The 22,392-nt window shown below is 61.0% G+C and carries 17 protein-coding genes; 5 read left to right on the plus strand and 12 right to left on the minus strand.

The window, feature by feature from the left end; all coding sequences use genetic code 11:
* Nucleotides 1-598 precede the first annotated feature (598 nt).
* Entirely contained in the window at nucleotides 599-2,470 is a 1,872-nt protein-coding gene (locus CLV45_RS10795) for a M2 family metallopeptidase (RefSeq protein ID WP_100336362.1), read from the plus strand.
* 319 nt (nucleotides 2,471-2,789) lie between these two features.
* A complete protein-coding gene (locus tag CLV45_RS10800; protein ID WP_100336363.1) occupies nucleotides 2,790-3,632 on the plus strand; it encodes an alpha/beta hydrolase in 843 nt (280 codons plus the stop codon).
* 581 nt (nucleotides 3,633-4,213) lie between these two features.
* Here the strand turns inward: CLV45_RS10800 and CLV45_RS10805 are convergent.
* The 8 genes from CLV45_RS10805 to recQ form a co-directional block, all read right to left on the minus strand.
* Nucleotides 4,214-5,650, minus strand: coding sequence for an erythromycin esterase family protein (locus CLV45_RS10805; RefSeq protein ID WP_245882830.1), 1,437 nt, complete (start codon nucleotides 5,648-5,650; stop codon nucleotides 4,214-4,216).
* A 213-nt stretch (nucleotides 5,651-5,863) separates the two neighbouring features.
* On the minus strand, nucleotides 5,864-6,583 hold the full coding sequence (locus CLV45_RS10810; protein ID WP_100336364.1) for a pirin family protein: 720 nt from the start codon (nucleotides 6,581-6,583) through the stop codon (nucleotides 5,864-5,866).
* A 152-nt stretch (nucleotides 6,584-6,735) separates the two neighbouring features.
* Complete coding sequence (locus CLV45_RS10815) at nucleotides 6,736-7,545, minus strand: LexA family transcriptional regulator (protein WP_100336365.1); 810 nt, start codon at nucleotides 7,543-7,545, stop codon at nucleotides 6,736-6,738.
* A gap of 123 nt (nucleotides 7,546-7,668) precedes the next feature.
* A complete protein-coding gene (locus tag CLV45_RS10820) occupies nucleotides 7,669-8,550 on the minus strand; it encodes a hypothetical protein (RefSeq protein WP_100336366.1) in 882 nt (293 codons plus the stop codon).
* Nucleotides 8,551-8,615: 65 nt separating this feature from the next.
* Nucleotides 8,616-9,386 (minus strand): hypothetical protein, encoded by a 771-nt coding sequence (locus CLV45_RS10825; protein ID WP_100336367.1) that lies wholly within the window; start codon nucleotides 9,384-9,386, stop codon nucleotides 8,616-8,618.
* 31 nt (nucleotides 9,387-9,417) lie between these two features.
* Entirely contained in the window at nucleotides 9,418-10,227 is an 810-nt protein-coding gene (locus CLV45_RS10830; protein WP_100336368.1) for a hypothetical protein, read from the minus strand.
* Nucleotides 10,224-10,907: a DUF2306 domain-containing protein gene (locus tag CLV45_RS10835; protein WP_100336369.1), complete on the minus strand. Its 684-nt coding sequence runs from the start codon at nucleotides 10,905-10,907 to the stop codon at nucleotides 10,224-10,226. The genes CLV45_RS10830 and CLV45_RS10835 overlap by 4 nt, the downstream gene beginning before the upstream one ends.
* Nucleotides 10,908-11,272: 365 nt before the next feature.
* Nucleotides 11,273-13,504: a DNA helicase RecQ gene (recQ, locus tag CLV45_RS10840; RefSeq protein WP_100336370.1), complete on the minus strand. Its 2,232-nt coding sequence runs from the start codon at nucleotides 13,502-13,504 to the stop codon at nucleotides 11,273-11,275.
* Nucleotides 13,505-13,657: 153 nt separating this feature from the next.
* Between recQ and CLV45_RS10845 the strand changes: the two genes are divergently transcribed.
* Complete coding sequence (locus CLV45_RS10845) at nucleotides 13,658-14,014, plus strand: four-helix bundle copper-binding protein (protein ID WP_100336371.1); 357 nt, start codon at nucleotides 13,658-13,660, stop codon at nucleotides 14,012-14,014.
* Between the two features lie 135 nt (nucleotides 14,015-14,149).
* The gene (locus CLV45_RS10850) at nucleotides 14,150-14,893 is read left to right on the plus strand and encodes a hypothetical protein (RefSeq protein ID WP_100336372.1); all 744 of its coding nucleotides are present in this window, start codon (nucleotides 14,150-14,152) and stop codon (nucleotides 14,891-14,893) included.
* 168 nt (nucleotides 14,894-15,061) lie between these two features.
* Here the strand turns inward: CLV45_RS10850 and CLV45_RS10855 are convergent, their stop codons facing one another.
* Nucleotides 15,062-15,682, minus strand: coding sequence for a hypothetical protein (locus tag CLV45_RS10855; protein WP_100336373.1), 621 nt, complete (start codon nucleotides 15,680-15,682; stop codon nucleotides 15,062-15,064).
* A 359-nt stretch (nucleotides 15,683-16,041) separates the two neighbouring features.
* Between CLV45_RS10855 and CLV45_RS10860 the strand changes: the two genes are divergently transcribed.
* Nucleotides 16,042-17,757 carry a T9SS type A sorting domain-containing protein gene (locus CLV45_RS10860; RefSeq protein WP_100336374.1) on the plus strand — a complete coding sequence of 572 codons (1,716 nt, stop codon included), beginning with the start codon at nucleotides 16,042-16,044 and terminating at the stop codon, nucleotides 17,755-17,757.
* Nucleotides 17,758-17,880: 123 nt separating this feature from the next.
* Here the strand turns inward: CLV45_RS10860 and CLV45_RS10865 are convergent, their stop codons facing one another.
* From CLV45_RS10865 to CLV45_RS10875, 3 genes are all read right to left on the minus strand, one after another.
* Complete coding sequence (locus CLV45_RS10865; RefSeq protein WP_100336375.1) at nucleotides 17,881-19,755, minus strand: glycoside hydrolase family 13 protein; 1,875 nt, start codon at nucleotides 19,753-19,755, stop codon at nucleotides 17,881-17,883.
* A 142-nt stretch (nucleotides 19,756-19,897) separates the two neighbouring features.
* Nucleotides 19,898-20,758 carry an NAD(P)-dependent oxidoreductase gene (locus CLV45_RS10870; RefSeq protein WP_100336376.1) on the minus strand — a complete coding sequence of 287 codons (861 nt, stop codon included), beginning with the start codon at nucleotides 20,756-20,758 and terminating at the stop codon, nucleotides 19,898-19,900.
* A gap of 273 nt (nucleotides 20,759-21,031) precedes the next feature.
* A complete protein-coding gene (locus CLV45_RS10875) occupies nucleotides 21,032-22,219 on the minus strand; it encodes a THUMP domain-containing class I SAM-dependent RNA methyltransferase (protein WP_100336377.1) in 1,188 nt (395 codons plus the stop codon).
* Nucleotides 22,220-22,392 lie beyond the last annotated feature (173 nt).

Raw genomic sequence — 22,392 nt, forward strand, 5'->3', positions numbered from 1 at the left:
TTCGTCAACAACTCAGATGCGGCGCTTCGCACTGGTTTAGCGCATTACAAATTTAAATCAACATATGATTAAAATACAATTAAAATGATTAAGCCAACAATCATAAGCCCATTCCTAATAGCACGATATTTGAACTTATTAAGCATATAATTGGCAATTAAAACTATGTTTCTCATTTTTAGAAGAGTCTCCCAAAATGAGAATTATCCTATGTTATATCATAAATAAGCCCTGGTCCACATTTTACCACCCTTCGCTTCAACGGTTCTTTTCGGCTCTTCCTTTTTTGGGAAAAGTCTAAAAACAGGCAAATTTTTTTGTCTTTTTTTGCTCCAAGCTCGACGGCCCCTGACTTCCGGGTGAAGAAGGACGGCCTAAGGGCTCCACCAAAGCGCCGATCAACGGCTCGGAAACTGGTAGCCGCTGGCTCGTTTAGACTTCAAAGTATCGGGCGGGCCTCGGCCATGGAGTACGGCTCTTAGCCGGAAGACGGGTACGGCCTCCCCCTGCACGGACCAGCAGCGGGAAATCGGCTAACAGTCGTTATTTTCGGGCCCGGCCCGGCTTGCACTTCTGCTTGGCTCCTTCGCTCCTTCCCATGAAAAAACCACTGATTTCGGGCCTGGCCCTGGCTACGCTGGGCTCGGCCCTCTGGGCCTGTGCGCCCACGGCCAAAACGGCTACTGCCACTGCCCCGCCCGCCGAGGCGGCTCCCACGCAAGCCTCTACCCCACCCGCCCCGGTCGACTGGGGCCGGCAGGCCGATGAGTTCCTGGTCAACTACTCCCAGCGCTACCAGCAGCTCTACTCCCAGTCCTCGGAGGCCGAGTGGCGCTCTAACACCCGCATTGTGCCCGGCGACACCACCAACTCGGCCGCTACGGCCCGGGCCAACGAGGCCATGGCGGCCTTCACCGGCGGCAGCCAGAACATTGCCGACTTGCGCCAGCTGTTGGAGCACAAGGACCAGCTCACCGAAATCCAGGTCAAGCAGCTGCAAACGGCGCTCTATAACGCGGCCAACTCGCCCCAGACCATTGCCGACGTGGTGAAGCGCCGCATCAAGGCCGAAACCCAGCAGACCGAAAAGCTCTACGGCTTTGAGTATAAGTACAACGGCAAGTCGGTGACGACCAACGACCTGGACGAGCTGCTGCGCCAGGAAAAGGACCCCAAAAAGCGGCAGGCCATCTGGGAAGCCAGCAAGGCCATTGGCCCCACGCTCAAGGACGGCCTGCTGAATTTGCGCGGCCTGCGCAACCAGACCGTGCAGGCCCTGGGCTACCCCGACTACTTCACTTACCAGGCCTCCGACTACGGCATGAGCCGGGAGGAAATGATGCAGCTGGTGCGCAAAATCAACGAGGAGCTGCGGCCCTTATACCGCGAATTGCACACCTACGCCCGCTACGAGCTGGCCAAAAAGTATGGGCAGAAGCAGGTGCCCGACTACCTGCCCGCCTCCTGGCTGCCCAACCGCTGGGGCCAGGACTGGAGTGCCATGGTTGACGTGAAAGGGGTGAATCTGGACGCCACGCTGGCCAAAAAGGGCGCGGAGTGGCAGGTGAAGCAGGCTGAGCGGTTTTACCAGAGCCTGGGCTTTCAGGCGCTGCCGCCGGTGTTCTGGGAGAAAAGCAGCCTGTACCCGCTGCCCAAAAACGCCACCTATAAGAAGAACAACCACGCCTCGGCCTGGCACATGGACCTCAACAACGACGTGCGGAGCCTGATGAGCGTGGAGCCCAACACCGAGTGGTACGAAACCACCCACCACGAGCTGGGCCACATCTATTACTACCTCACCTACTCCAACCCCGAGGTGCCGGTGCTGCTGCGGGCCGGGGCCAACCGTGCCTACCACGAGGCCATGGGCAGCCTGATGGGCCTGGCCGCCACCCAGAAGCCGTTTTTGGTGGGCCTGGGTTTGCAGGACGCCAAAGCCAAGACCGACCAGACCCAGACCCTGCTCAAGGAAGCGCTGAACTACGTGACCTTCATTCCCTTCTCCTCGGGCGTGATGAGCGAGTGGGAAAACAGCTTCTACGCCGACAATCTGCCCGCCGACCAGCTCAACGCCAAGTGGTGGGAGCTGGTGAAAAAGTACCAGGGCATCGTGCCCCCCACCACGCGGGGGGAAAACTTCCTCGACCCGGCCACCAAGACTCACATCAACGACGACCCGGCCCAGTATTACGACTACGCCCTGTCGTACGTCATCCTGTTCCAGCTCCACGACCATATTGCCAAGAAAATCCTCAAGCAGGACCCGCACGCCACCAACTACTACGGCAGCAAGGAAGTGGGCACGTTCCTGGCCGACATCATGCGCCCCGGCGCCAGCAAAGACTGGCGGGCCGTGCTGAAGGAGAAAACCGGCGAAGACCTCTCGGCCCGCGCCATGGTCGACTACTTCCAGCCCCTGATGGCCTACCTCAAAGAGCAGAACAAGGGCCGCAAGTACACGATGTAATGGGCCGAGAACTTCGGCTTAGCGGCCCGAATTTTAACCCCGAAGCGGCGCTGCAGTTCGTGCAGCGCCGTTTTCGTGTGGAGCAACACGGAGCCTCCCTAATGGGTCTTTCTATCCTGAACCCAGAAGCAGCCTCGGCCTCACCAAATAGCCCTAAAGTGTGGCCTCCAGTATTCGTAAACGTGGAAGCCAACGGGTTCTACTTCTGCGACAATCTTTCTGCTGCTATGGACGCGGCTTTCATCTTCCAGCAACTATGTGAATTCATGCTTACTTCGAATGAGGAAATTCAAATAGCAGAACTCTAACAGCCATACGCATGAACATCAAATATATCTTTTGCGGATTCCTACTCTTGCTGCTAGCCTTCAGCTTCCGAGCCTCCGCCCAAACCAAAGCCGAGCCCCTGGTCATCGGCCAGACCTTCACCATCGACTCCAAAATCATGGGTGAGACGCGGCGCATCAACGTGTACCTGCCCGCCGGCTACGCCGAAACCCCGACCCTGCGGCTGCCGGTGCTCTACATGCCCGATGGTGGTATGGCCGAAGATTTCCTGCACGTGGCGGGCCTGGTGCAGGTGTCGGTGGGCAACAACACGATGCGGCCTTTCATCGTGGTGGGCATCGAAAACACCCAGCGCCGCCGCGACCTGACCGGCCCGACCACCAACGAGAAGGACAAGAAGATTGCGCCCAAGGTGGGTGAGTCGGCCGCCTTCCGCAAGTTTATCCGCCAGGAGCTGATGCCCCAGGTGCAGCAGCGCTACCGCACCACCAAGGAAACGGCCATCGTGGGCGAGTCCCTGGCCGGGCTGTTCGTGGTCGAAACCCTGCTGCTGGAACCCGACCTGTTCGACCACTACCTGGCCTTCGACCCCAGCCTGTGGTGGAACAACGAGCAGCTGGTAAAGCAGGCCGCCGCGACCATCAAGGCCTATAAGGGTCCGGTGAAAACGCTGTATATGACGTCGAGCGACGAGCCCGTTATTGCCGCCGCTTCGGCGCGTTTAGCCAAGATTATGCAGGATACGCCCACCCCCGCGCTCAGCTGGCACTACGAGCCTATGCCGACCGAAACGCACGGCACCATCTACCATCCGTCGGCGCTACGGGGTTTCCGGTACGTGTTTAAGCCGGCGACGGAAGGCGTGGCGAAGTAAAAGTTAACTATTTTAAAAGCTGGATTGAATAAACAGAAGGCAGAACCCGAGCGGCTCCGCCTTCTTATTTTACATTGGCTGACTATAGAGTGCTAAAGATGACTAGTACACCTTTTATGAGGCGAGCACAAATGGTAATAGCTATGCTAACTGGCATTTTTGCTAGTGGCTGTGATTACGCCAGCAAGCCACATAAAAGATCTTATTGTACTACTAATCAGCAAGATGTATACCTGTACGTGGATAATAGAAGCCAGACAGACACTTTATCCTTGGCCACTTTATCAATTGATGATTCAGTTTACCTTAATAAGAAGCTGAAAACTACCCTAAGTGGCGACGAAACCTTTTATAAGAAGATAAGGCTCTGCTCGGGCCAGCACAGGGTTTCAAGCACATTCGGCCGGTTTAAGCACGACACAACTTTAGTAATTACTGATACTGTTTCGTTAGGAGCAAGTATGAATTATAATCCAAAGTGGCCACCTGAATTCAATGGATTGACCATATGGCTGTTGAATAGAGACGGTGGGCGAAGCCGAAAATAACAGTCTATAATTCTTAATTCTTGCCGGCTGCTCCTACGTCCCCGACGGATACAAATCCGGGGGCTCGTTGGCTTTGACCGGGGTTTCGAGCGGGTGCAGGGCCGTGGTTTGGTCGAGGTAGATAAAGGCGTCGTAGCGCTGCGGAATGACGGAGGGCACGTAGTTCTCAAACCGGTCGGCCCGCGGGTTATACACCACCCCAATGGCGCGCTGGCCGATGCGGCGCTTGAAGAACGGGTCGGCTTGCAAGTCTTTGGAGAGGACTAGCTTGTTGGTGGGGCCCAGCGCGTGCAGCATATCCTCCCAGCTCCCGGCTTTGGCCTCGGGCACCGGCATCTGCTTGATGGGGGCGCCCCAGGCATCGGCGGCAATGACCGAGCCCTGGTAGGAGCCGAAGCCCACGATAAACACGTTTTCCCGGCCCAACTGCTGCCGGGCCAGCTGCCCCACGTTCACCTCGGCGCTGCTGGCCATGTCGGTGTAGCGCGCGTCGCCCACGTGGGTGTTGTGCTCCCACACAATGGCCTTGCTCCGGGGCCCGTGCAGCTCGAGCAGGCGGCGCAGGGTTTCCATCATGTGCCGGTCCCGGATATTCCACGACTCGGCGTTGCTGGTGGTCATGGCCCGGTAGTATTTCTCACCGTTGGCGGCCACCAGGGCGTGCTGCTGGGTTACAAACAGGTTTTCGTCCCGGGGCACGGCCCCGCCGGTGAGCTTTTCCACGGCCTTCCAGAGGCGGTTGGTTTCCGTCCAGCAGGTTTTGTCGGCCCGCGCTACGGCCAAGGCGTACTGTTGGGCATCGGCGCTGTAGGGCTTAAAGCACTGCTGAGCCCGGCGGGCGGCTTGGGCCGCGCCGGCGTCCCGGCCTTCAAGGTGGGGCACGATGTCGGCCAACGACTCCCAGACGCAGTACACGTCCAGCCCGAAGAAGCCGACTTTCTGGCCGCTCGCCGCTTGCTGGTTGTGGGTATTCAGCCACTTTACCAGCGAGGCTACTTCGTGGTTGCCCCACATCCAGGTGGGCCAGCGGTTGTAGTGGCGCAGCAGTTGCACGGCCGCCGTGCTGTCCTGCCGCGGCCCTTTGACAAAGTTGTTGACGCGGTACGAATCGGCCCACTCCCCTTCCACGGCCATGAAGTTGAAGCCCTTTTCCTGAATCAGGCGCTTACTCAGGGCCGCCCGCCAGAGGTAGTACTCGCGCGTGCCGTGCGAAGCTTCGCCCAGCAGTACCACCCGGGCATCCCCCACCTGGGCTAACAGCCAGTCCAGGTCCTGAGCTGACTGCAGCGGGTAATAGGGAATCTGCACTTTCTTTTCCTTCGGGCCCGGCTCGTTGCCCGGCTCATTGCCAGGCAGTCCGCCGCCCTTGGCGGCTGTGGCCGCGGGCTGCTTATGAAAATTGCAGGCCAGCGCGTGCGCCGCCATCAAGCCGACCGTCAGCCACTTGGCAATGTTGTTTATGGCAACCATAGAGCCTCCTTCCAGCAGCGCCGCATCCTCGTAATGGGAGCTGGATAAGAGGTTTTACGGTCGGCAACTAGGCCCCGGAATACGCATTTTCCCGCTGTAAATACGGAATCATCTCCCCGGTATTTCTTGGTAACAAGCTTCAAGCTACGCCCTGGCGAAAAGCAAAACAGCCGGCCTTGCGGCCGGCTGTTTCGGGTAAAAGCGCTGGTAGTGTTAGTAGTTGGCTTCGGCCGCGGGCAGGTCAATGAGGATAAACTGCGCGTCTTTCGAGGCCCGAATCTGCACCACGTGCTCGTCGGTCATCCGGGCCTGGTCGTTGGGGCCCAGCTCGGTGCCGTTCACGTAAATCGTGCCGTCCTTGACGTAGATAAACGTGTTGCGAATCGGGAAGGTCTTGAACTCGATTTCCTTGCCCTCCTTCAGGTTCGACCAGTAAATGGTGCTGTTAGAGTTCATATACACCACGTCTTCCAGCACCTTCTGGCCCGATACAATCGGGGTCAGCTCGTTCTTGGTGTCGAGCAGGTCGAGGTCCTTTTGCTCGTAGCTGGGCGCCAGGCCCTTCTGGTTGGGCAAAAACCAGAGCTGGTAGATGTGCAGGGGCTTGTCGGTGCGGTTAAACTCGGAGTGGGCCAGGCCGGTGCCGGCCGTCATGCGCTGCACTTCGCCCTTGGGAATGGTGGTTTTGTTGCCCATCGTATCCTCGTGCGTCACTTCCCCATCCAGCACGATGGTCACGATTTCCATTTCCGAGTGCGGGTGCTGCGGAAAGCCCGAGTTGGGCGCAATGCTGTCGTCGTTGAACACCCGCAGCGGCCCGAAATGCATGTTGTTGGGGTCGTAGTAGTCGGCGAAGGAGAACAGGAAGTAGCTGCTCAGCCAGCTCACGGGCGAGGCGTGGTGACGGTCGGTGGCGGGGATATACTTCAGCATGGCAGGTTCGGGTGTTGGTGTGGTGGCAAATTGCCTAAGGCATACGCACCAAGGCCGGGCTAAGTTAGACACCATCTGCAAACAGCAAGGCCCACCCGTCAACGGACGAGTGGGCCTCACGATAAAGCAGCCGCGGAGCGGCCGGTGCCAGACTACGCTTTTTTCAGGGTGCTCATCTGCTGCTGCAAGTCCAGCACGATGCTGGCCAGGCGCGAGAGCGACAAATCGGCAATGGGGAAGGTGCTGCTGATGTAGGAGCGGGCCTCCCAGATTTCCACCACGTCCTCCACCCCGATTTCGTAGGGCGAGTACACCGGGTTGTCGGAGTGCAGGGAAAGCGTGGCGCCGTCCTTGAGCTTGTTGAAGATACGCTTGAAGACAATACCTTCCTTGCTGCTGACCACGATGCAGGGCGTGCCGTCCTTGATGGTCAGCCAGTCTTCCACGTATTTGCCCACGATGACCGTGCCCGAGGCAATGGGCAGCATCGAGTCGCCGGCAATTTCGAAGGCCCGGTAGGTGCCGCCGGTGCTGAGCATGGGCAGGCGGAACTTGGGCAGCTCCTCAATGAATTCGGGGTCTGCGTAGCCGTTGAGGTAGCCGGCGCTGGCCTTCAGGGGCACCAGCTCAATGTTCTCGTTCTGCTCTTTATCAACGGTCAGGGCCAGGATACGCAGGCCGTTGGCGGGGCGGGGCGTGGGCGGCTCGGGCGAAGAAGTAGCGGGTTCGAGTTGGCGCAGGGCGGCCTTTTGGGCGCTCTTCTTGGTGAAGTCGGTCGTCACCAGGGCATCGAGGCTGATGCCAAACAGGCGGGCCATGTTCACCAGGGTGCTGAGCTTGGGCTCGGCGCGGCCCTCCTCGTAAGCGCCTACTAGTGAGCGTTTGATACCTAGTTTTTCGGCCATCTGAGCCTGAGTCAGGGCCAGTTCGCGCCGCCAGAATTTCAGGTTGGTATTTATCATCGCGGGTAGGGAGCCGGGAAAGGCTTCGACATCAAAGGGTTATCGGCTCGTGAAATTAGCAACAAACCCGCAGCTTTACTAATTCAATTAGCTTTAATTTTTAAGAAAAAAAGTTCCGCCGCATTATTCCTTCGTTAGGTCGGGCGGGTTTAGAAGTATAGTCCGGGTCGCGTGGATTGTCACGGTACCGGGCTCGGCCCACCATTCCTCCTGGTCCCAGAACTCATTCCAGCCCAACTTGGCGTATTTCGGGTTTATTTCCGGCCCCCGCTCCCCCACGTTGAAATTCTTCAGCACCGACTCGCCGTACGCCCAGATGTAGTAAGCCAACGCCACTGGCTGCGACTTGTGAGTCGCGTAGCTCGTCCACTGCCCCTTGAGCAGAATCCCGGCGTCCTGGGCGGGGCTTCGGGGGCTTTGATCATGAACGGCTAACAAACCGCTCTGGCCCACGCTGAAGTCGATAACAGCCCGGCCGGCAAACACTCCGGCCCCATGGGCCGAGGAATCTTCCCGCAGTTCAAACGTACCCAGCACGGAATAGGCATTCTCCTCATTGCTGTAGAATACCCGCACGCTCTGCTGCTCCTCTTCGGTGGCCTTGGGCTGGTCGCGCAGCTCGGTAATGGTGAACGAGCCCGACAGCGGCGTTACAACTTTCTTGAACCGGCTTTTGCCCCGCACCCGGTACACATTGGGGGCGTGCTCATCTTTGACAACTTCGGTGAACATGACTTCTACCCGGTAATGGTCGGAGCCGAGAAAACCGTTAAACGGCCCGTCGTCGCGCAGCAGCAGCTTACCCACGTCGTACTTCGCCAAAAAGGCCTGGGCCTCTGCATTCAGGGGCAGGGTGGGCGTGGGCGCGGCGGGCTGCCGGGGGGCCACCGCCGCGGGGGCTGCCGCCGCCACGGGAGCGGTAGTTACTGGGCGGGTGGCCGTCGTCGTCTGCTGGCAAGCGGCGCTGAGCAGGACCAGCGAGGAAAGGATCAGCGGCTTTTTCATGCGGGCTGGGCGAAAAAAGGGTGATAAACTACTTAGGCTTAGAATGCCAATATACTCTCTCGAGGCTATAAGGCCGGCTCCTCATCTTGGGCCCACCACTCCTCATTTTCCCAGAAGCTACTCCAGCCCACCTGCCGATACTTGCGGTTGATGTTGGGGCCCCGCTCACCGATATTGAAACGCTCCATGACGCTGCCGGCAATTTCCATGAAGTTGCTGGCCCATACCAGCTTAATAGCCGCGGGGTGGGCCGGGCTGGTCCAGATACTGGTAAATTTGCTGCCCTCGCCGGCACTACCTTCGTCCCACCAATACGACTGCTTGGGCCTGTAAGCCAGGCCGTTTGCCGTGCGGGAAAAGCTTATTGCAAGCTGGCCGGTAAAGGTGCCGGCGCCCTCCTCGGCCGCGTTTTCCACGAACCGAAAGTGCCCATTGGCCTGATAATGCCCCAACGACTTAAACTGCTCCTTGCCGGTATAGGTCGGGATGTTCACCTTTTTCAGGGAGGTCAGCGTGATGGTGCCGCTAAAGGGCAGGATCCGTTCCCGCTCCCGGCTTTTGCCCTGCACGTGATACAGGGCCGGGTTTTTCGCGTCGCGCCGCACTTTCTCAAACACCAGGTTGAAGGGCCGGTACTGCGGGCCCATGCAGCCCAGCATAGTTTGGGCCTCAGCCGGCCGGGCCGATACCAGCCAGAGCGACGCCAGGTTGAACCGGCGAAACAGCGTAGCCGCATGGGCCGGCGCCGGAGCAGCCGCTGTGCGGGCCGGCGGTGTGGGCGGCGGGCTGGCCAGGCCGAAAAGTAGCGTCAGCAGCAGGGAAACGAACAGGTGCATAGGTGAGAGCACTAAAGGTGGTGGCAAGAACTCAGGGCTGGGCGGCCGTCCACCACTCGTCGTTGCGGTAATATTCGTCCCAGCCGTAGCGGGCGTACTTGGGGTTGATGTCTACCGCCCGGCCGCCCACGTTGAAATCATCGAGCACGTGGCTAGCCAGGCGCATAAAGTCGGCGGCCCAGAGTACTTTCTGGCGCTGCTGGTTGTCGTAATAGTAGCCTTCGAAAGCGAAGCCGCGGGAATCGTGAATGGATTCCTGATTGGAATACAGGCTCCACTCCGGCTGATTGGGCGACGTTTCGAAGTCGATGGCTGTGACGCCCTGTAGTACCCGGCGCCGGGGCTGGCCCGTCCAGAAGGTGAAGTTTCCGACGGCCGTGTACACCCGCTGGTTGGGATTGTGGTACTCCCGGGAGCCGTACTGCCGGACCTGCCCCAGCTCGATCTGGCCTTGCAGGGGCGTAATCTGGCCCTTGAGGCGCATTTGACCCTGCACCACGAACAGGTCGGGGCGGCGGGCATCCTGGCGCACCCGTTGAAACACGACTTCCAGCCGCTGGTGGTGCGGACCCACAAAGCCGTTTTGGACGGGAAACTCCCCGCCCAGCAGCCAGAGCCCGGCAAAATTACGAAGCCGGAACAAGGCCCATTGCTCCTCGCGGTCCAGGGTATCAGCCAGGAGCAGGAGCTGCTGGCTGCGCGAGGGCAGCAGCATGGAGTCGTAGCTGGCTGCGGCCCGCTGCCGCACTACCTGCCGGCGCCACGACCAGCCCACCACGGCCAGGGCCGCCAGGCTCAGCGTCAGCACAAGCCCCAACAGGATTTTCCGGCGGCGGCTCATTGGCTGGTAGCGGCAGGGGCGTGAAAGGCGCGGAGCAGGCGCCGGGCCGCGCCCAGCTGAATCAGCACCTCGGCCAGCACTAGGTTGCCGGTCCAGGAAAGCCAGGTCACGGTGAGGTAGGTTTCGATGGGCTTGGTGCCAAAGACGTAGTAGAGCAGGTAGCTTTCCGAGCGCAGACTCATGGCCGCCAGCGTCACGGCGAAGCTGCGCATCATCCACTCGGTGTGTTGCTCCCAGCGGCGCTGCCGGGCCAGGCGGTAGGCCAGCCAGGTAGCTAGCCACCACACCACGCACTGCAGGCTGAAACCCACTTTAGCCACCAGGCCACCGTTGGCAAAGCCGGCCAGAATCAGGCCCGAGGGCGCGGCCAGGGCCAGAATGGAAGCCACGTAGAGCTTACCGAAGTTGCGGTGCAACGCGGCCCGCCCGCGAAATAGACGCGGAAAAAACTGGGCCAGTCCGGCGACTAGCACCCACAGGCTGCTGGTGATGTGCACGTAGAAGCCCAGCCGAAACAGCCCGTTCAGGTTCGTTGCCTCCGACTTGGTGGTCAGGAAATTGATGCCCGGCTCAAACGACAGGTAGGGCCACACTTTGGTGGCCATAAGCACGGTAAAGGCGGCGACGGCCGCGCCCGCCAGCCACTGCAGCAGGCGCGGAAAAGACAGGGAGGAAAGCATGGGCAGGCGGGCGAAGCGCTAGGGTAATATAACGCGGTGGTTATATTCTTATGATACTGCCTGAAAAGTATTTTTCCCAGACCGCTCACCCCGCAAAATACGACCTTTCAGGTGACTTGCACTGGACTAATCTTCTCGTGTCATTGCGAGCGAAGCGCGGCCATCCACCCGCTGAAATGTGCTGCGTCTTTTAAAGTAAAAAGCCCTTTACTCCGGCTGGAATGAAGGGCTTTGTGGCGAAAGAGCGGGACTACCTGCGCAGAAGACGGATTGCTTCGTCCTTCGTCCTCGCAATGACAGGAATAACCGCGCTAGTCGCGCTATTGGTGTAAGTCGAACGTCAAACTCGCTAATTCACCATCTCACTACTTACTCCGCAGGCGCTTTTGGTACATCACGGCCAGGCGGAGCTTGAAGTAGTCGTACTGCTCGCGCAGGTGGTCGAACAGGTCGCGCAGGGGCGGGTCGCCGCCGAGCTGGCCGATGGCGGTCTGGATCTGGGCGAATTCGTCCATGGTCAGGAATTCTTCGAGGCGGATGGGCTGGCCCTTGGCGTAGAGCGTCTCGATGTGGGCCCGGATGGTGCTCGGGCTCAGGGAGCGGCGCTCGGCAATGGCCTCCACGCTCAGGCCGGCGCGGTGCAGCTGCAGAGTATTTTCGTGGGTGTCGCCGGCTTCGCGGGGGCGGCGGGGCTTGGAAGCGGCGCTGGGCAGGTCCTCGTCTTCATCGGACTCGGCGGCATCCGAGGGGTTGGGGGCGCCGCCGTGCTCCAGAATGGCTTTGATAAAGACCTCGCCGTAGTTCTCGAACTTCTTCATGCCCACCCCGCCGATGGCCAGCATGGCCGTGCGCGACACGGGCCGCTCGGCTGCCATTTCCTGGAGCGTGGTATCGGTGAAGATGACGTACGGGGGCACGTTCTGCTCGTCGGCAATGCGCTTGCGCAGCTGCCGCAGCCGCTCGAACAGCTGGGTCGTGGCATCGGTAGGCACGCTGGCGGTGCCGGCGGCTTTCTTGCCCCGGGGCTGCTTTTCGGCTTTCTCGGCGGGCTGGAATTTCTTCATCGGCAGCTGGCGCTGGCCCTGCAGCACCTGCTTACCCAACTCCGTGATTTTCAGCGCGTAGCCTTCCTCGTAGGCAATGTAGAGCAGGCCGTCGTTGAGCATCTGGTGGATGTAGCTGTACCAGTCTAGGTACGGCAGGTCGCGGCCGGCGCCGTAGGTTTTGATTTGCTCGTAGCCGCCCTGGATGATGGCCTGGTTGCGCATGCCCCGCAGCACGTCGATAAGCAGGCCGATGGGGGCCCGCTCGCGCATGCGGACCACCGCCGACAAGGCTTTTTGGGCCAGCTCGGTGCCGTCGAAGGTAGTGGGCGGGTTGCGGCAGATATCGCAGTTGCCGCAGTCCTGGGGCAGGGTTTCGCCGAAGTAGTTGAGCAGGATCTTGCGGCGGCAGCTGGCCGCTTCGGCAAACTGCTGCATGCGCTCCAGCTTGGTGAGGCTGAGCTGGGAGAGGCGCGGGTCGGCGTCCTTGGTGAGCATGTCGCGCAGGCTCATCACGTCGGCGTAGCTATAGAAGAGCACCGCCGTGGCCGGGGCTCCGTCGCGTCCGGCCCGCCCGATTTCCTGGTAGTAGCCCTCGATGTTCTTGGGCAGGTTGTAGTGAATCACCCAGCGCACGTTGCTCTTGTCGATGCCCATGCCGAAGGCAATGGTGGCCACGATGACTTGCAGATCGTCGCGCAGAAAGGCTTCCTGAACCGCCCCGCGCTGGTTGGGGGTCATGCCGGCGTGGTAGTGGCCGGCGCGCACGCCTTTTTCCTTGAGCTTCTGGGCCAGGGTTTCGCACTGCTTGCGTGAGAGGCAGTACACGATGCCCGCCTCCGAGGGCCGGGCCGTAACAAAGTCCACGATGCTGCCCACCCGGTTCTGGCCGGGACGCACGATGAGGTTGAGGTTGGGCCTGTCGAAGCTCGACAAAAACACCTGGGGCTCGTGCATGCGCAGCTGCTGCTGGATGTCGCGCTGGGTGAGGCGGTCGGCGGTGGCGGTGAGGGCAATGATGGGCACCTGCGGAAACTGCTCGCGCAGCACCCGCAGCTGGGTGTACTCGGGCCGGAAGTCGTGACCCCACGACGAGATGCAGTGGGCCTCGTCGATGGCGAACATGCTGATGCGCAGGCGCTGCAAAAACTGGATAAAGCCCGGCGAAACGAGCTTTTCGGGGCTCACGTAGAGCAGCTTGAGGTAGCCGTTGAGGCAGTCACTGGCAATGCTGGTTTGCTCGCTCTGGCCCACGCTGCTGTTGATGTACTCGGCCGGAATACCGTTGGCCTTCAGGGCCTCCACCTGGTCCTTCATCAGGGCAATGAGGGGCGAGACGACCACGCAGACGCCTTCCTGCACCACGGCCGGCACCTGGAAGCACACCGATTTGCCCCCACCGGTGGGCATGAGCACCACGGTATCCTTGCCGCTCATGATGTGGGAAATGATACTCTCCTGCATGGGCCGGAACGTATCATAACCATAATACTGCTTCAGGACCTTGCGGGCGGAAGCCAGCGTGGGCGCGAGGGGTTCGGGGGCAAATAACATGCGGTAAAAATACGGCTAAACCAGGACTTGACAGACGTAAATAAACCACGACCGTGGGGAAATAGTGCACGGGTTCCGCAGAATCCTGTACCACCCAACGCCGTAGCCCGCCGTAGAGCGTAGCAGACCATTCTTTCACCCAACGCCTGCCTTATGGACCATGCTCACGCCTCCGCCCCCACCCCTGCCGCCAACCAACACAACCAGGCCGTGCTCGACGCGCTAAGCCGCTGCATTGCCGCCTGCGAACTATGCGCTACAGCCTGTTTGCAGGAAGAAGACGTGCAGATGATGGTACCCTGCATCCGCCTCGACCGGGACTGCGCCGACATCTGCCGGCTCACCGCCGCCTTCATTGCCCGCGGCTCCGACCACGCCCGCCACGTACTCCGGGAGTGCATCGAAATCTGCCGCAAGTGCGGCGAGGAGTGCGGCCAGCACCAGCACGACCATTGCCAGCAGTGCGCCGCCGCCTGCCGGGCCTGCGTGGAGGCCTGCGAGGCGTACTAAGAGTCGTCGAATCTTTCCCCTGCTATCAGAGCCCGGCTTTCTACTAGTGAAAGCCGGGCATTATATTATTCGATTTTTATATAAATATATCCTGTAGCTTGCTCTCCCTATTACACTACTTCCAACAAACCACACATGAAAAACCGTTTTATTCAACTGGCTACCGCCGGGCTGCTGGCCCTGGGCGTAACTAGCTGCGCCGAAAAACAATCGTCCGTGGCGGACCTGACGGTTGCCGGGGCCAGCAACGCAACCGAGAAGGCCGGCGAAATAATTTCCGTCGCCCAGGCGGTGGAGTGGACGCACCGCTTTCAGAAGGAGAATTCCCAGAAAACCTGGGCCGTCTTGTTTGAAAACAAGATTTACAAGCAGCTCCTCGCCCAGAAGGGCTGCCAGGGCCTGCGCATTTATAACGCCATCAACGCCGACGACAAAAATGCCTTCGTACTGGTCGGCGTTGATGAGGCGGGGGATATGACCGCCAACGGGGAGGTGGCTGACATAGGGACTCCATCGCCTCCGGGCCCCTACGCCAGCCCGCTGATTTCGGGGCCGGCTGAACACCTAGAGCCCTTCCCAGAGTCAGCCGGCAGCATTATTCCCCTGGACCTGGCCGCCAAAATGACCCACCGCTACCAGCAAACCTACCCCAATGGCCAGTGGGCGGGCTACTATAGCGCCTACGTCTACAACAACCTGATGGAACAGCCCGGCTGCCTGGGCATTCGCCTCTACAACGGCATCAAGGAAGACAAGAGTGAGTGCTACGTGCTGGTGGGCGTAAACGAGAAGGGCAACGACATGACGGATGGCCTGATCTACGATTTATCGGCGCCTTGCCCACCCACTTGCCGCGTTGAAAGCCCCCTAATGCAATAGGTATTCGTTTTTTCAGGCTTTACGGCCGGCTCCGGGCATTCCGGGGCCGGCCGTTTTGGTATTCAGCACCAGAACTATACACCGACCCGGCGCACTGGCGGTGAGGTAAGTATCTCGGCTCATTGTAGAGTCTACGGAACGGCTGGTTTGGCAAACGGCCTTCGGTAATCAGTGGGCTTCTACTACTTCCACTCCGCTTTGCTGCAAGGTGAGCACCAGCGTATACTGGCGGCGCCCGTCGGGCTTTTGGCCCGCCCGCCGCAGCGTAGCCGTAGCGTGCCAGCGCGGCACCTGCCCGCCCCGGGGCGGTACGGCCGTGGCCACCACGCCGTTGGCCGTGGGCTTGGTCTGGCGGCGGACGAAACCTTGGGCGTTGAAGTCGCCGACCCACTGGCTGGTGCCGGCGCTGTAATAGTCGTTGTAAACCTCGTAGGAAGTAACCGGCCCGCTGCCGCGGATGGGAAACCAATAATACAGGGGCGAAATTTCGGGGAAAGCCAGCCGCACCCCAAACGACTCGGGCCGCCGCGGCCCCAGGGCGCTACTGCCAAACGACTCCGACAACTCGCGGGCAAACTGCCCGTGCGCGTCGAGGTGAAACTCGTGCTGCCCGCTGCTACGGTCCCAGAGCAGCAGCGGCTGCGGCGGCAAAGGCTGGCCGGCCGCGTCGAGCACCGTGAGGCTCAGCTCGTATACCACGGAGCGCTGGCCCAGGGAAAATACCAGTACCAGTCCGGCCAGCAAGAGCGTGGCAACACCCCCAACGAGGCAGATAAAGTAAAGCAGCATAGCGTCTACACGGGGGAAAAGGTATTGACTGTTCAAAGGTTGACTGTCCAAAGTAAGCGGGTGGCCGTTGGCCGTGGCTCCGTCCTATTCCACTACCCGCCACCAACCGGATATACCGCAGCTCCCGACGAGTTTACCTCGACCAAGCTACAGGTGAGGACCAGTAGCGCAGTCCATTTTATAAATTCAAAATATTCAATACATTAACAACATAGTTCTAATTAATTTCACTCCCCCAGGGCCCTACGTTAGCTTTGTGTGCGCAACACGGTCGTTTACGGCCGCGTAACAGCCCGCAGCCGAGCAAAAGAGCCCTGTGCCGGGGCGGCGCCGGGTGGTTTCACATTTGTGCTTTACGTATGACTCCATTTCTCCTCTTCCGTTTTTCGAGCTGCCGGCGGTGGCTTCTGGCATTGGCACTGGTCCTGGCGGGGTCCCGCGGCTACGCCCAGGGGGTGTGGCAAGCCGTAACCAACCTACCCAGCGCCTTCACCGACGTGCGCGCTACGACTACCGACGAAACCGGCAACGTCTATCTGGTGGGGGCCTTTTCCGGTACGCTTACCCTGGGCAATCTGACGCTCACGAGCGTAGGCGGCCAGGACATTTTCGTGGCCAAGTGGAATTCCTCGGGCTTCGTGTGGGCGGAGCGCGCGGGCGGGCCGGGCAACGACGTAGCCACGGCCGTGGCCGTGAAAGGCAGCAGCGTGTGCGTTGGCGGAACCTTTGCGGGGGCCACGGCCGGTTTTGGCGCCACCACGCTTACCAATGCTGGTCCGGAGGCGACGACCGACATTTTCGTGGCCCGCTATGTTGACGCGGGTTCTACTCCCGGCCTGAGCTGGGCCCAGCAGGCCGGGGGCGCCAGCAACGACGAGCTGGGGGCGGTGGCCGCCACGGCTACTGAGGTGTTTGCGGCCGGGTCGTTTGGGGGTTCCGCGCGCTTCGGCAACCAGCTTCTGACCACCAACGGCAGCACCAACCCCGATATCTTCATCACCAAGCTTACCACTGCGGGCAGCAGCGGCTCGTTTGTCTGGACCCAGAGCGCGGGCGGCATGGGCATTGATACGGCCACGGGCCTGGCCCTGAGCGGGGCCAACGTGTACGTGGCCGGCAGCTTCAGCGGCACCGGCAGTTTCGGCCCTAGTCAGGTATTCAGCGCCGGCAACCAGGATATCTACGTGGCCCGCCTGACTGATGCGGGCAGCACGAGCAGCTTTGCCTGGGTGCAGCGGGCCGGCGGGGCCAACGACGATTTGGTCACCAGTCTGGTAGTGGCCCGGGGCACCGGGGTGTACGTAGCCGGTAGCTTCGCCAGCTTTGCGGCCAATTTCACCGGTATTATCCTGGCCAACAACGGCAATGCGGACTTATTCGTGGCCAAGCTCAACGACATCAGCGCCACGGCGCCGGTGTTCAGCTGGGCGCAGCGGGCCGGCGGCACGGGCTTCGAGCGGGCCACCGCCCTGGCTGTAAACGGCAACAACGTCTACGTGGCCGGGCAGTTCAACAGCCCCCTGGTTGGCTTTGGAACCACCAGTGTTTTAACCAATTACCAGGCGGGCTTTTTCGATATTCTGGTGGCCAAAATTGAGGACTTGGGCCCAAGCAATACTTTCACCTGGGCCCAGCAAGCCGGCAGCCCGCAGCACGATATGCCCACGGGACTGGCCGTGTCGGGAGCCAAGGTGTACGTGGTGGGCGGGGCCACGCTGCCCGCCCGCTTTGGCAACCAGCAGCTTTCCGGGTTTACGGGTACTACCACGGCTTTCCTGGCCACGCTGCTCGACCCGGCCGTGGTGACGGCCACGCGCGGCCCGGGTCCGGAGCCGGGCTGGGGCATGTACCCCAACCCGGCCCACCACCGCGTGACGCTGCAGCTGCCGGCCGGCGCCACCCGTGCTACCGCCACCCTGCTCGACGCCACCGGCCGCGTCGTGCGGACCCAACACCTGACACCAGCCGCCCCCGGAACCGCAGAAATGTCGCTGAGCGGGCTACCGACCGGGCTGTATTACGTGCGGGTGCAGCAGGGGGCGCTGCGCACTGCCCGGCCGCTGCGGGTGGAGTAGCGGGTTATCAATTTCCCAAAACCTGGTTGCCAGCAACCAAAAACGGCCCGGTACCTACTCCAGTAGTAGTAGGTGCCGGGCCGTTTGGCTCGCGCGCCGGCCGGAAGCTCAGTCCGGCCCGGGCTACTTGCTAAGTTCCAGTACCAGGGCGGTTTTGGCCGGCAGCTGCAGGGTCGTCAGGCTGGTCAGAGTTTCGCCGCTGAGCACGTTGCGAGCCTTGCTGAAGCCGCTGAGCCGCTCCGAAAACCGGGCCGTGGGCAGCGTGGCCGGCTTGTCGGTGGTATTGGAGGCTACCATCACGGCGCCCGAGGCGTCGTAACGGAAGTACACGTAGAGGCCATTTTCGGGCAGGTACTGCATCAGCTTGCCCGAGTGCAGGGCCGGGTGGGTTTTGCGGTAGGCGGCCAGGGTCTTCACAAACTGGAAGGCCTCGTTTTCCTTGGCTGAGCGGCCAGCGGCGGTGAATTTGTCTTCTTTGTCGCCGGGCCAGCCGCCGGGAAAATCCTTGCGCACCTCGGCGTCGGTGGGGTCCTTAAAGTTTTTCATCAGGATTTCGGTGCCGTAGTACATGCTCGGAATGCCGCGGGTGGTGAGCAGCCAGGTCAGGCCCAGCTTATACCGGTCGAAATCCTCACCCACTTCCGACAGAAAGCGGTTGTGGTCGTGGTTGTCGATGAAGGTCACCAGCTTGGTCGGGTCCTGGTACACGGCGTCCTGGGCCAGGGCCTGGTACACGCGCTGGGCGGCATTGTCCCAGCCGGTGGCGGCGGGCGTGCCCACTTCCTTGAGGCCGGCCAGCATGGCGTTTTCCAGCACGAAATCGAGGCCACCGGGCTGGTTGGACTTGAAGGGAAAGTCAATCTTGTTGCGCACGTAATAGGCCTGGTCCACCACATTGGTCACCGACGACTCGCCGAAGATGTGAATCCGGGGGTATTCGGCCAGCAGGGCCGCGTTGCAGCGGTTCATGAAGGGCTGGTCGTTGTACATGTAGGTATCGATGCGCCAGGCATCCACACCGAAGGTTTCCACCGACCAGATGGCGTGCTGAATCAGGAAGTTGGCCACGTAGGGATTCTGCTGGTTGAGGTCGGGCAGGAAGGGCACAAACCAGCCGTTGAGCGTCACGGCGCGGTCAATCTGGGCGGCGTGGGGGTCGGTAATGGGCTGCTGTCGGTAGCTGGTATTGGTGTAGGTGGGCCACTGGTGCACCCAGCTTTTCATGGGCAGGTCCTGGATAAACCAGTGGTTGTTGCCCACGTGGTTGTATACCGCGTCCTGCACCACTTTGAGGCCGGCGGCGTGGGCCTGTTGCACGTAGCTTTTGTAGGCCGCGTTGCCGCCCAGGCGGCGGTCCACGGCGTAGTGGTCGGTGAAGCCGTAGCCGTGGTAGGCCGCGCGCATGGTATTGCCCTCGTTGGTCAGGCCCTGGTTGTTTTCGATGACGGGCGTAAACCAGACGGCCGTCACGCCCAACTCCTTGAGGTAGCCAATGCGCTGAGCGGCGCCCTGCAAGTCGCCGCCGTGGCGGAAGAAAGGGTTGGCGCGGTCCATGTTCGGGTCGGCCATGTCGGCAAACTTGTCGTTGCCGGGGTCACCGTTGGCAAACCGGTCGGGCATGGCCAGGTAAATCAGGTCGGCCTGGGTTACGCCCTGGCCTTTGGGGCGGTTGTCGCGGGCCAGCAACTCCCACTTCTGCGTCACGGTCTGGGCGCCTTTTTTGCCGATAATGCGCACCGTGCCGGGCTGGGCCGCGGCGCTGATAGTCAGGTCCAGAAAAGCGTAGTTGGGGTTTTCTACCGTGCTAGCCTTCAGCAGCTTCACCCCCGGATAGGTAATGGAGTAGGTGAGCGTGCCGGCCTGGGGACCGTAGATGAGCAGCTGCACCGAGCCGTTTTTCATGCCCGTCCACCAGTTGGTCGGGTTGACGCGGGTGATGGACTGGGCCGGCGCCAGCAGCGGGACGAGCAGCAGGGCCAGCAGGAGAAGTCGTTTCATGCGGGAGAGGTGGGGTTGGGGAGTAGCATTTCACGCAGGGCCTCGCGGTGGTTTTTGCAGAGTTTCGCAGTGGACGACCACCCCGAGGCCCTGCGCCTACCACTGCGAAACCCTGCGTGAAATATATCTATTCCCTACCAGCTTACGCCCGCTCCAGGTGCTTAAGGACGGCTATTACATCCTCCTCGCCCAGGGCGGGTTCCGCCTGCTGAAAGGTCTGGACCACTGTTTCGGCCAGGGGCGTGGCTAAGCCTTCGGCCTGGGCCAGGCGCAAATCCTTGGCCAGCAGCTTCAGGGCAAAGGCCGCCTGGTAGTTATCGGCCAGCACGGCTTCGCCTTTGAGCTTGATAAAGGTGCTGCCCAGGGCGCTGTTGGCAATCAGGGTCAGCAAATCGTCGGCTTGCAGCTGGTGCTGGCGGGCAAAGAGCAGGGCTTCGGCCAAGCCCTGGGCCTGAAAGCCGAGCAGCGTGTTCATGGCCAGCTTGGCCAGGTTGCCGTGGCCGGTGGGGCCCAGGTGCTGCGCCAGCTTGCCCAGGTGCTCGAACAGGGGCTGGGCCCGCGCAAAGCCGGCTTCTTCCCCGCCCACCATAATCACCAGCTGGCCCGACTCGGCCTGCCTGACGCTGCCCGACACCGGGGCGTCGAGGTAGGTATGACCCTGGGCCTGACTCAGGGCGGCCAGCTCCCGGCTCACCCCCGGCGAGACGGTACTCATGTTGATGAGCAGCTTCTTGGGGCCTGCCCCCTGTAGCAGCCCTTCGGGCCCGGTAAATAGCTCCCGCACCGCCTGGTCGTCGGAAACCATCAAAAAGACGACTTCCGCTGCGGTCAGTAAAGCGGCCGGGGAAGCGGCCACGGTAGCCCCGGCCTCGCGCAGGGCAACAGCTTTTTCCGGGCTGCGGTTATAGACGGCAACCGGGTAGCCCGCACTCAGCAGGCGGCGCGACATGGGCGTGCCCATATTGCCTAGCCCAATCCAACCAATAGTGGTTACTGCACTCATTGTACTCTAGGTTCTGAAAATGATAAAACAGGTGTGCTATCCTATACCGGCCCGCGGCAGATTGGTTATGCACCCTGTCCTCCTGAGCGCCGTGCAGGACCACCCTCCCCTACTTCCACCGAAGCTTAGGCCCACGCAAAGAAGCCCCTTACCACTGGCGTGGTAAAGGGCTTAGGGCAGTGAAGAACGTTTATCAGAACCTGAAGGAAGGTCCTGCACGGCGTTCAGGAAGACAGAGGAAGCATGACCGCCGGCAAGGTTACAAGCAGCCCCCTACTCCGGCTTCGAAACCTTGCGCGTGCCCTGGTAAAGCTCGTACTTGAGCAAACGGCAGTCGATGGGGCCGTTGAACAAGGGAATGCGGCGGGAGGCCTTCAGCCCCACCCGCTTGGCCGCTTCCAGGTTGCCGGTAAACAAATACGCGTCGTAGCCCTGAAAACCGGTTTTGAGCGTGTCACCGATGGTTTTGTACAGGGCTTCCATCTGGGCCTCCTCCCCGATTCGCTCCCCGTAGGGCGGGTTGGACACCACGATACCGGCTGGCTCGTTTTTCGGGGCCTGGGCGTCTTTCACGTCGCGCACCCCGAGGCGGATGTAGTCTTCCAAATCAGCGGCGGCCACGTTTTCGCGGGCCAGCTCGATGTACTCGCGCGACAAATCGGAGCCGGCAATGTAGGCCTGGGGCTCCTCAATGCGGGCGCTGCGGGCGTCCATCACCACCGAGTCCCAGAGTTGCTGGTCGAAGTCGGCCCAGTTCTGGAAGCTGAACTTGCCCTGGTGATACAAGCCGGGAGCAATGCGCTGGGCAATGAGGGCGGCCTCGGTGAGCAGGGTACCCGAGCCGCACATGGGGTCGATGAAGGGCTTTTTGCCGTCCCAGCCGGTGAGCAAAATGATACCGGCGGCCAGGGCCTCGTTGAGCGGGGCCACGTTGGTATTTTGGCGGTAGCCGCGGCGGTGCAGCGAGTCGCCGCTGGCGTCGAGGCTGAGCACCACGTCGTTTTCAATCATGTGCAGGTGCAGCCGGATGTCGGGGTTCTTGACGTCCACGCTGGGCCTCGAGCCGGTGCGGTTGCGAAACTGGTCCACAATGGCATCCTTGGTAAGCTGGGCCACATATAAGGAGTGCTCAAACGAGGACTTGTTGACCACGGCCGTAATGGCGAAGGTCTGGTCGGGGCGAATAAACTCCGGCCACTCGATGCGGCTTACTTCGCGGTAGAGGGCTTTTTCGTCGCGGGCGTAGAAGCCGGCAAAGGGCTTGAGGATGCGCACGGCGGTGCGGCACCAGAGGTTGGCCTCGTAGAGCAGCTGCTTGGTGCCGGTAAATTCAATGGCCCGCTGCCCCACTTTCTCGATTTTGGCGCCCAGGTCCCGCAGCTCCTGGGCCAGGATTTCTTCCAGGCCAAATTGGGTGGTGGCCGTCATATAAAAAGTGGCGTCGCGGCGGTTTTCGGACATAAGGCGGGAGGCTAAGGAAAATGGAGAGCGGCAAAGGTCGGAGTTTTTGCCCGGCCGGCCTCTACCCCGGGCTGGCGGGTGGGTTATGGCTGCCTACCACGTACCGCTCCTTCCCCAGCCCTTCTAGTCCCTTAGCCCCGGAAAACCAAAATCCCCCGGCGTTGCAGCCCCGG

Origin of the sequence: Hymenobacter chitinivorans DSM 11115 (genome assembly GCF_002797555.1) — a bacterium.
Classification (GTDB): domain Bacteria; phylum Bacteroidota; class Bacteroidia; order Cytophagales; family Hymenobacteraceae; genus Hymenobacter; species Hymenobacter chitinivorans.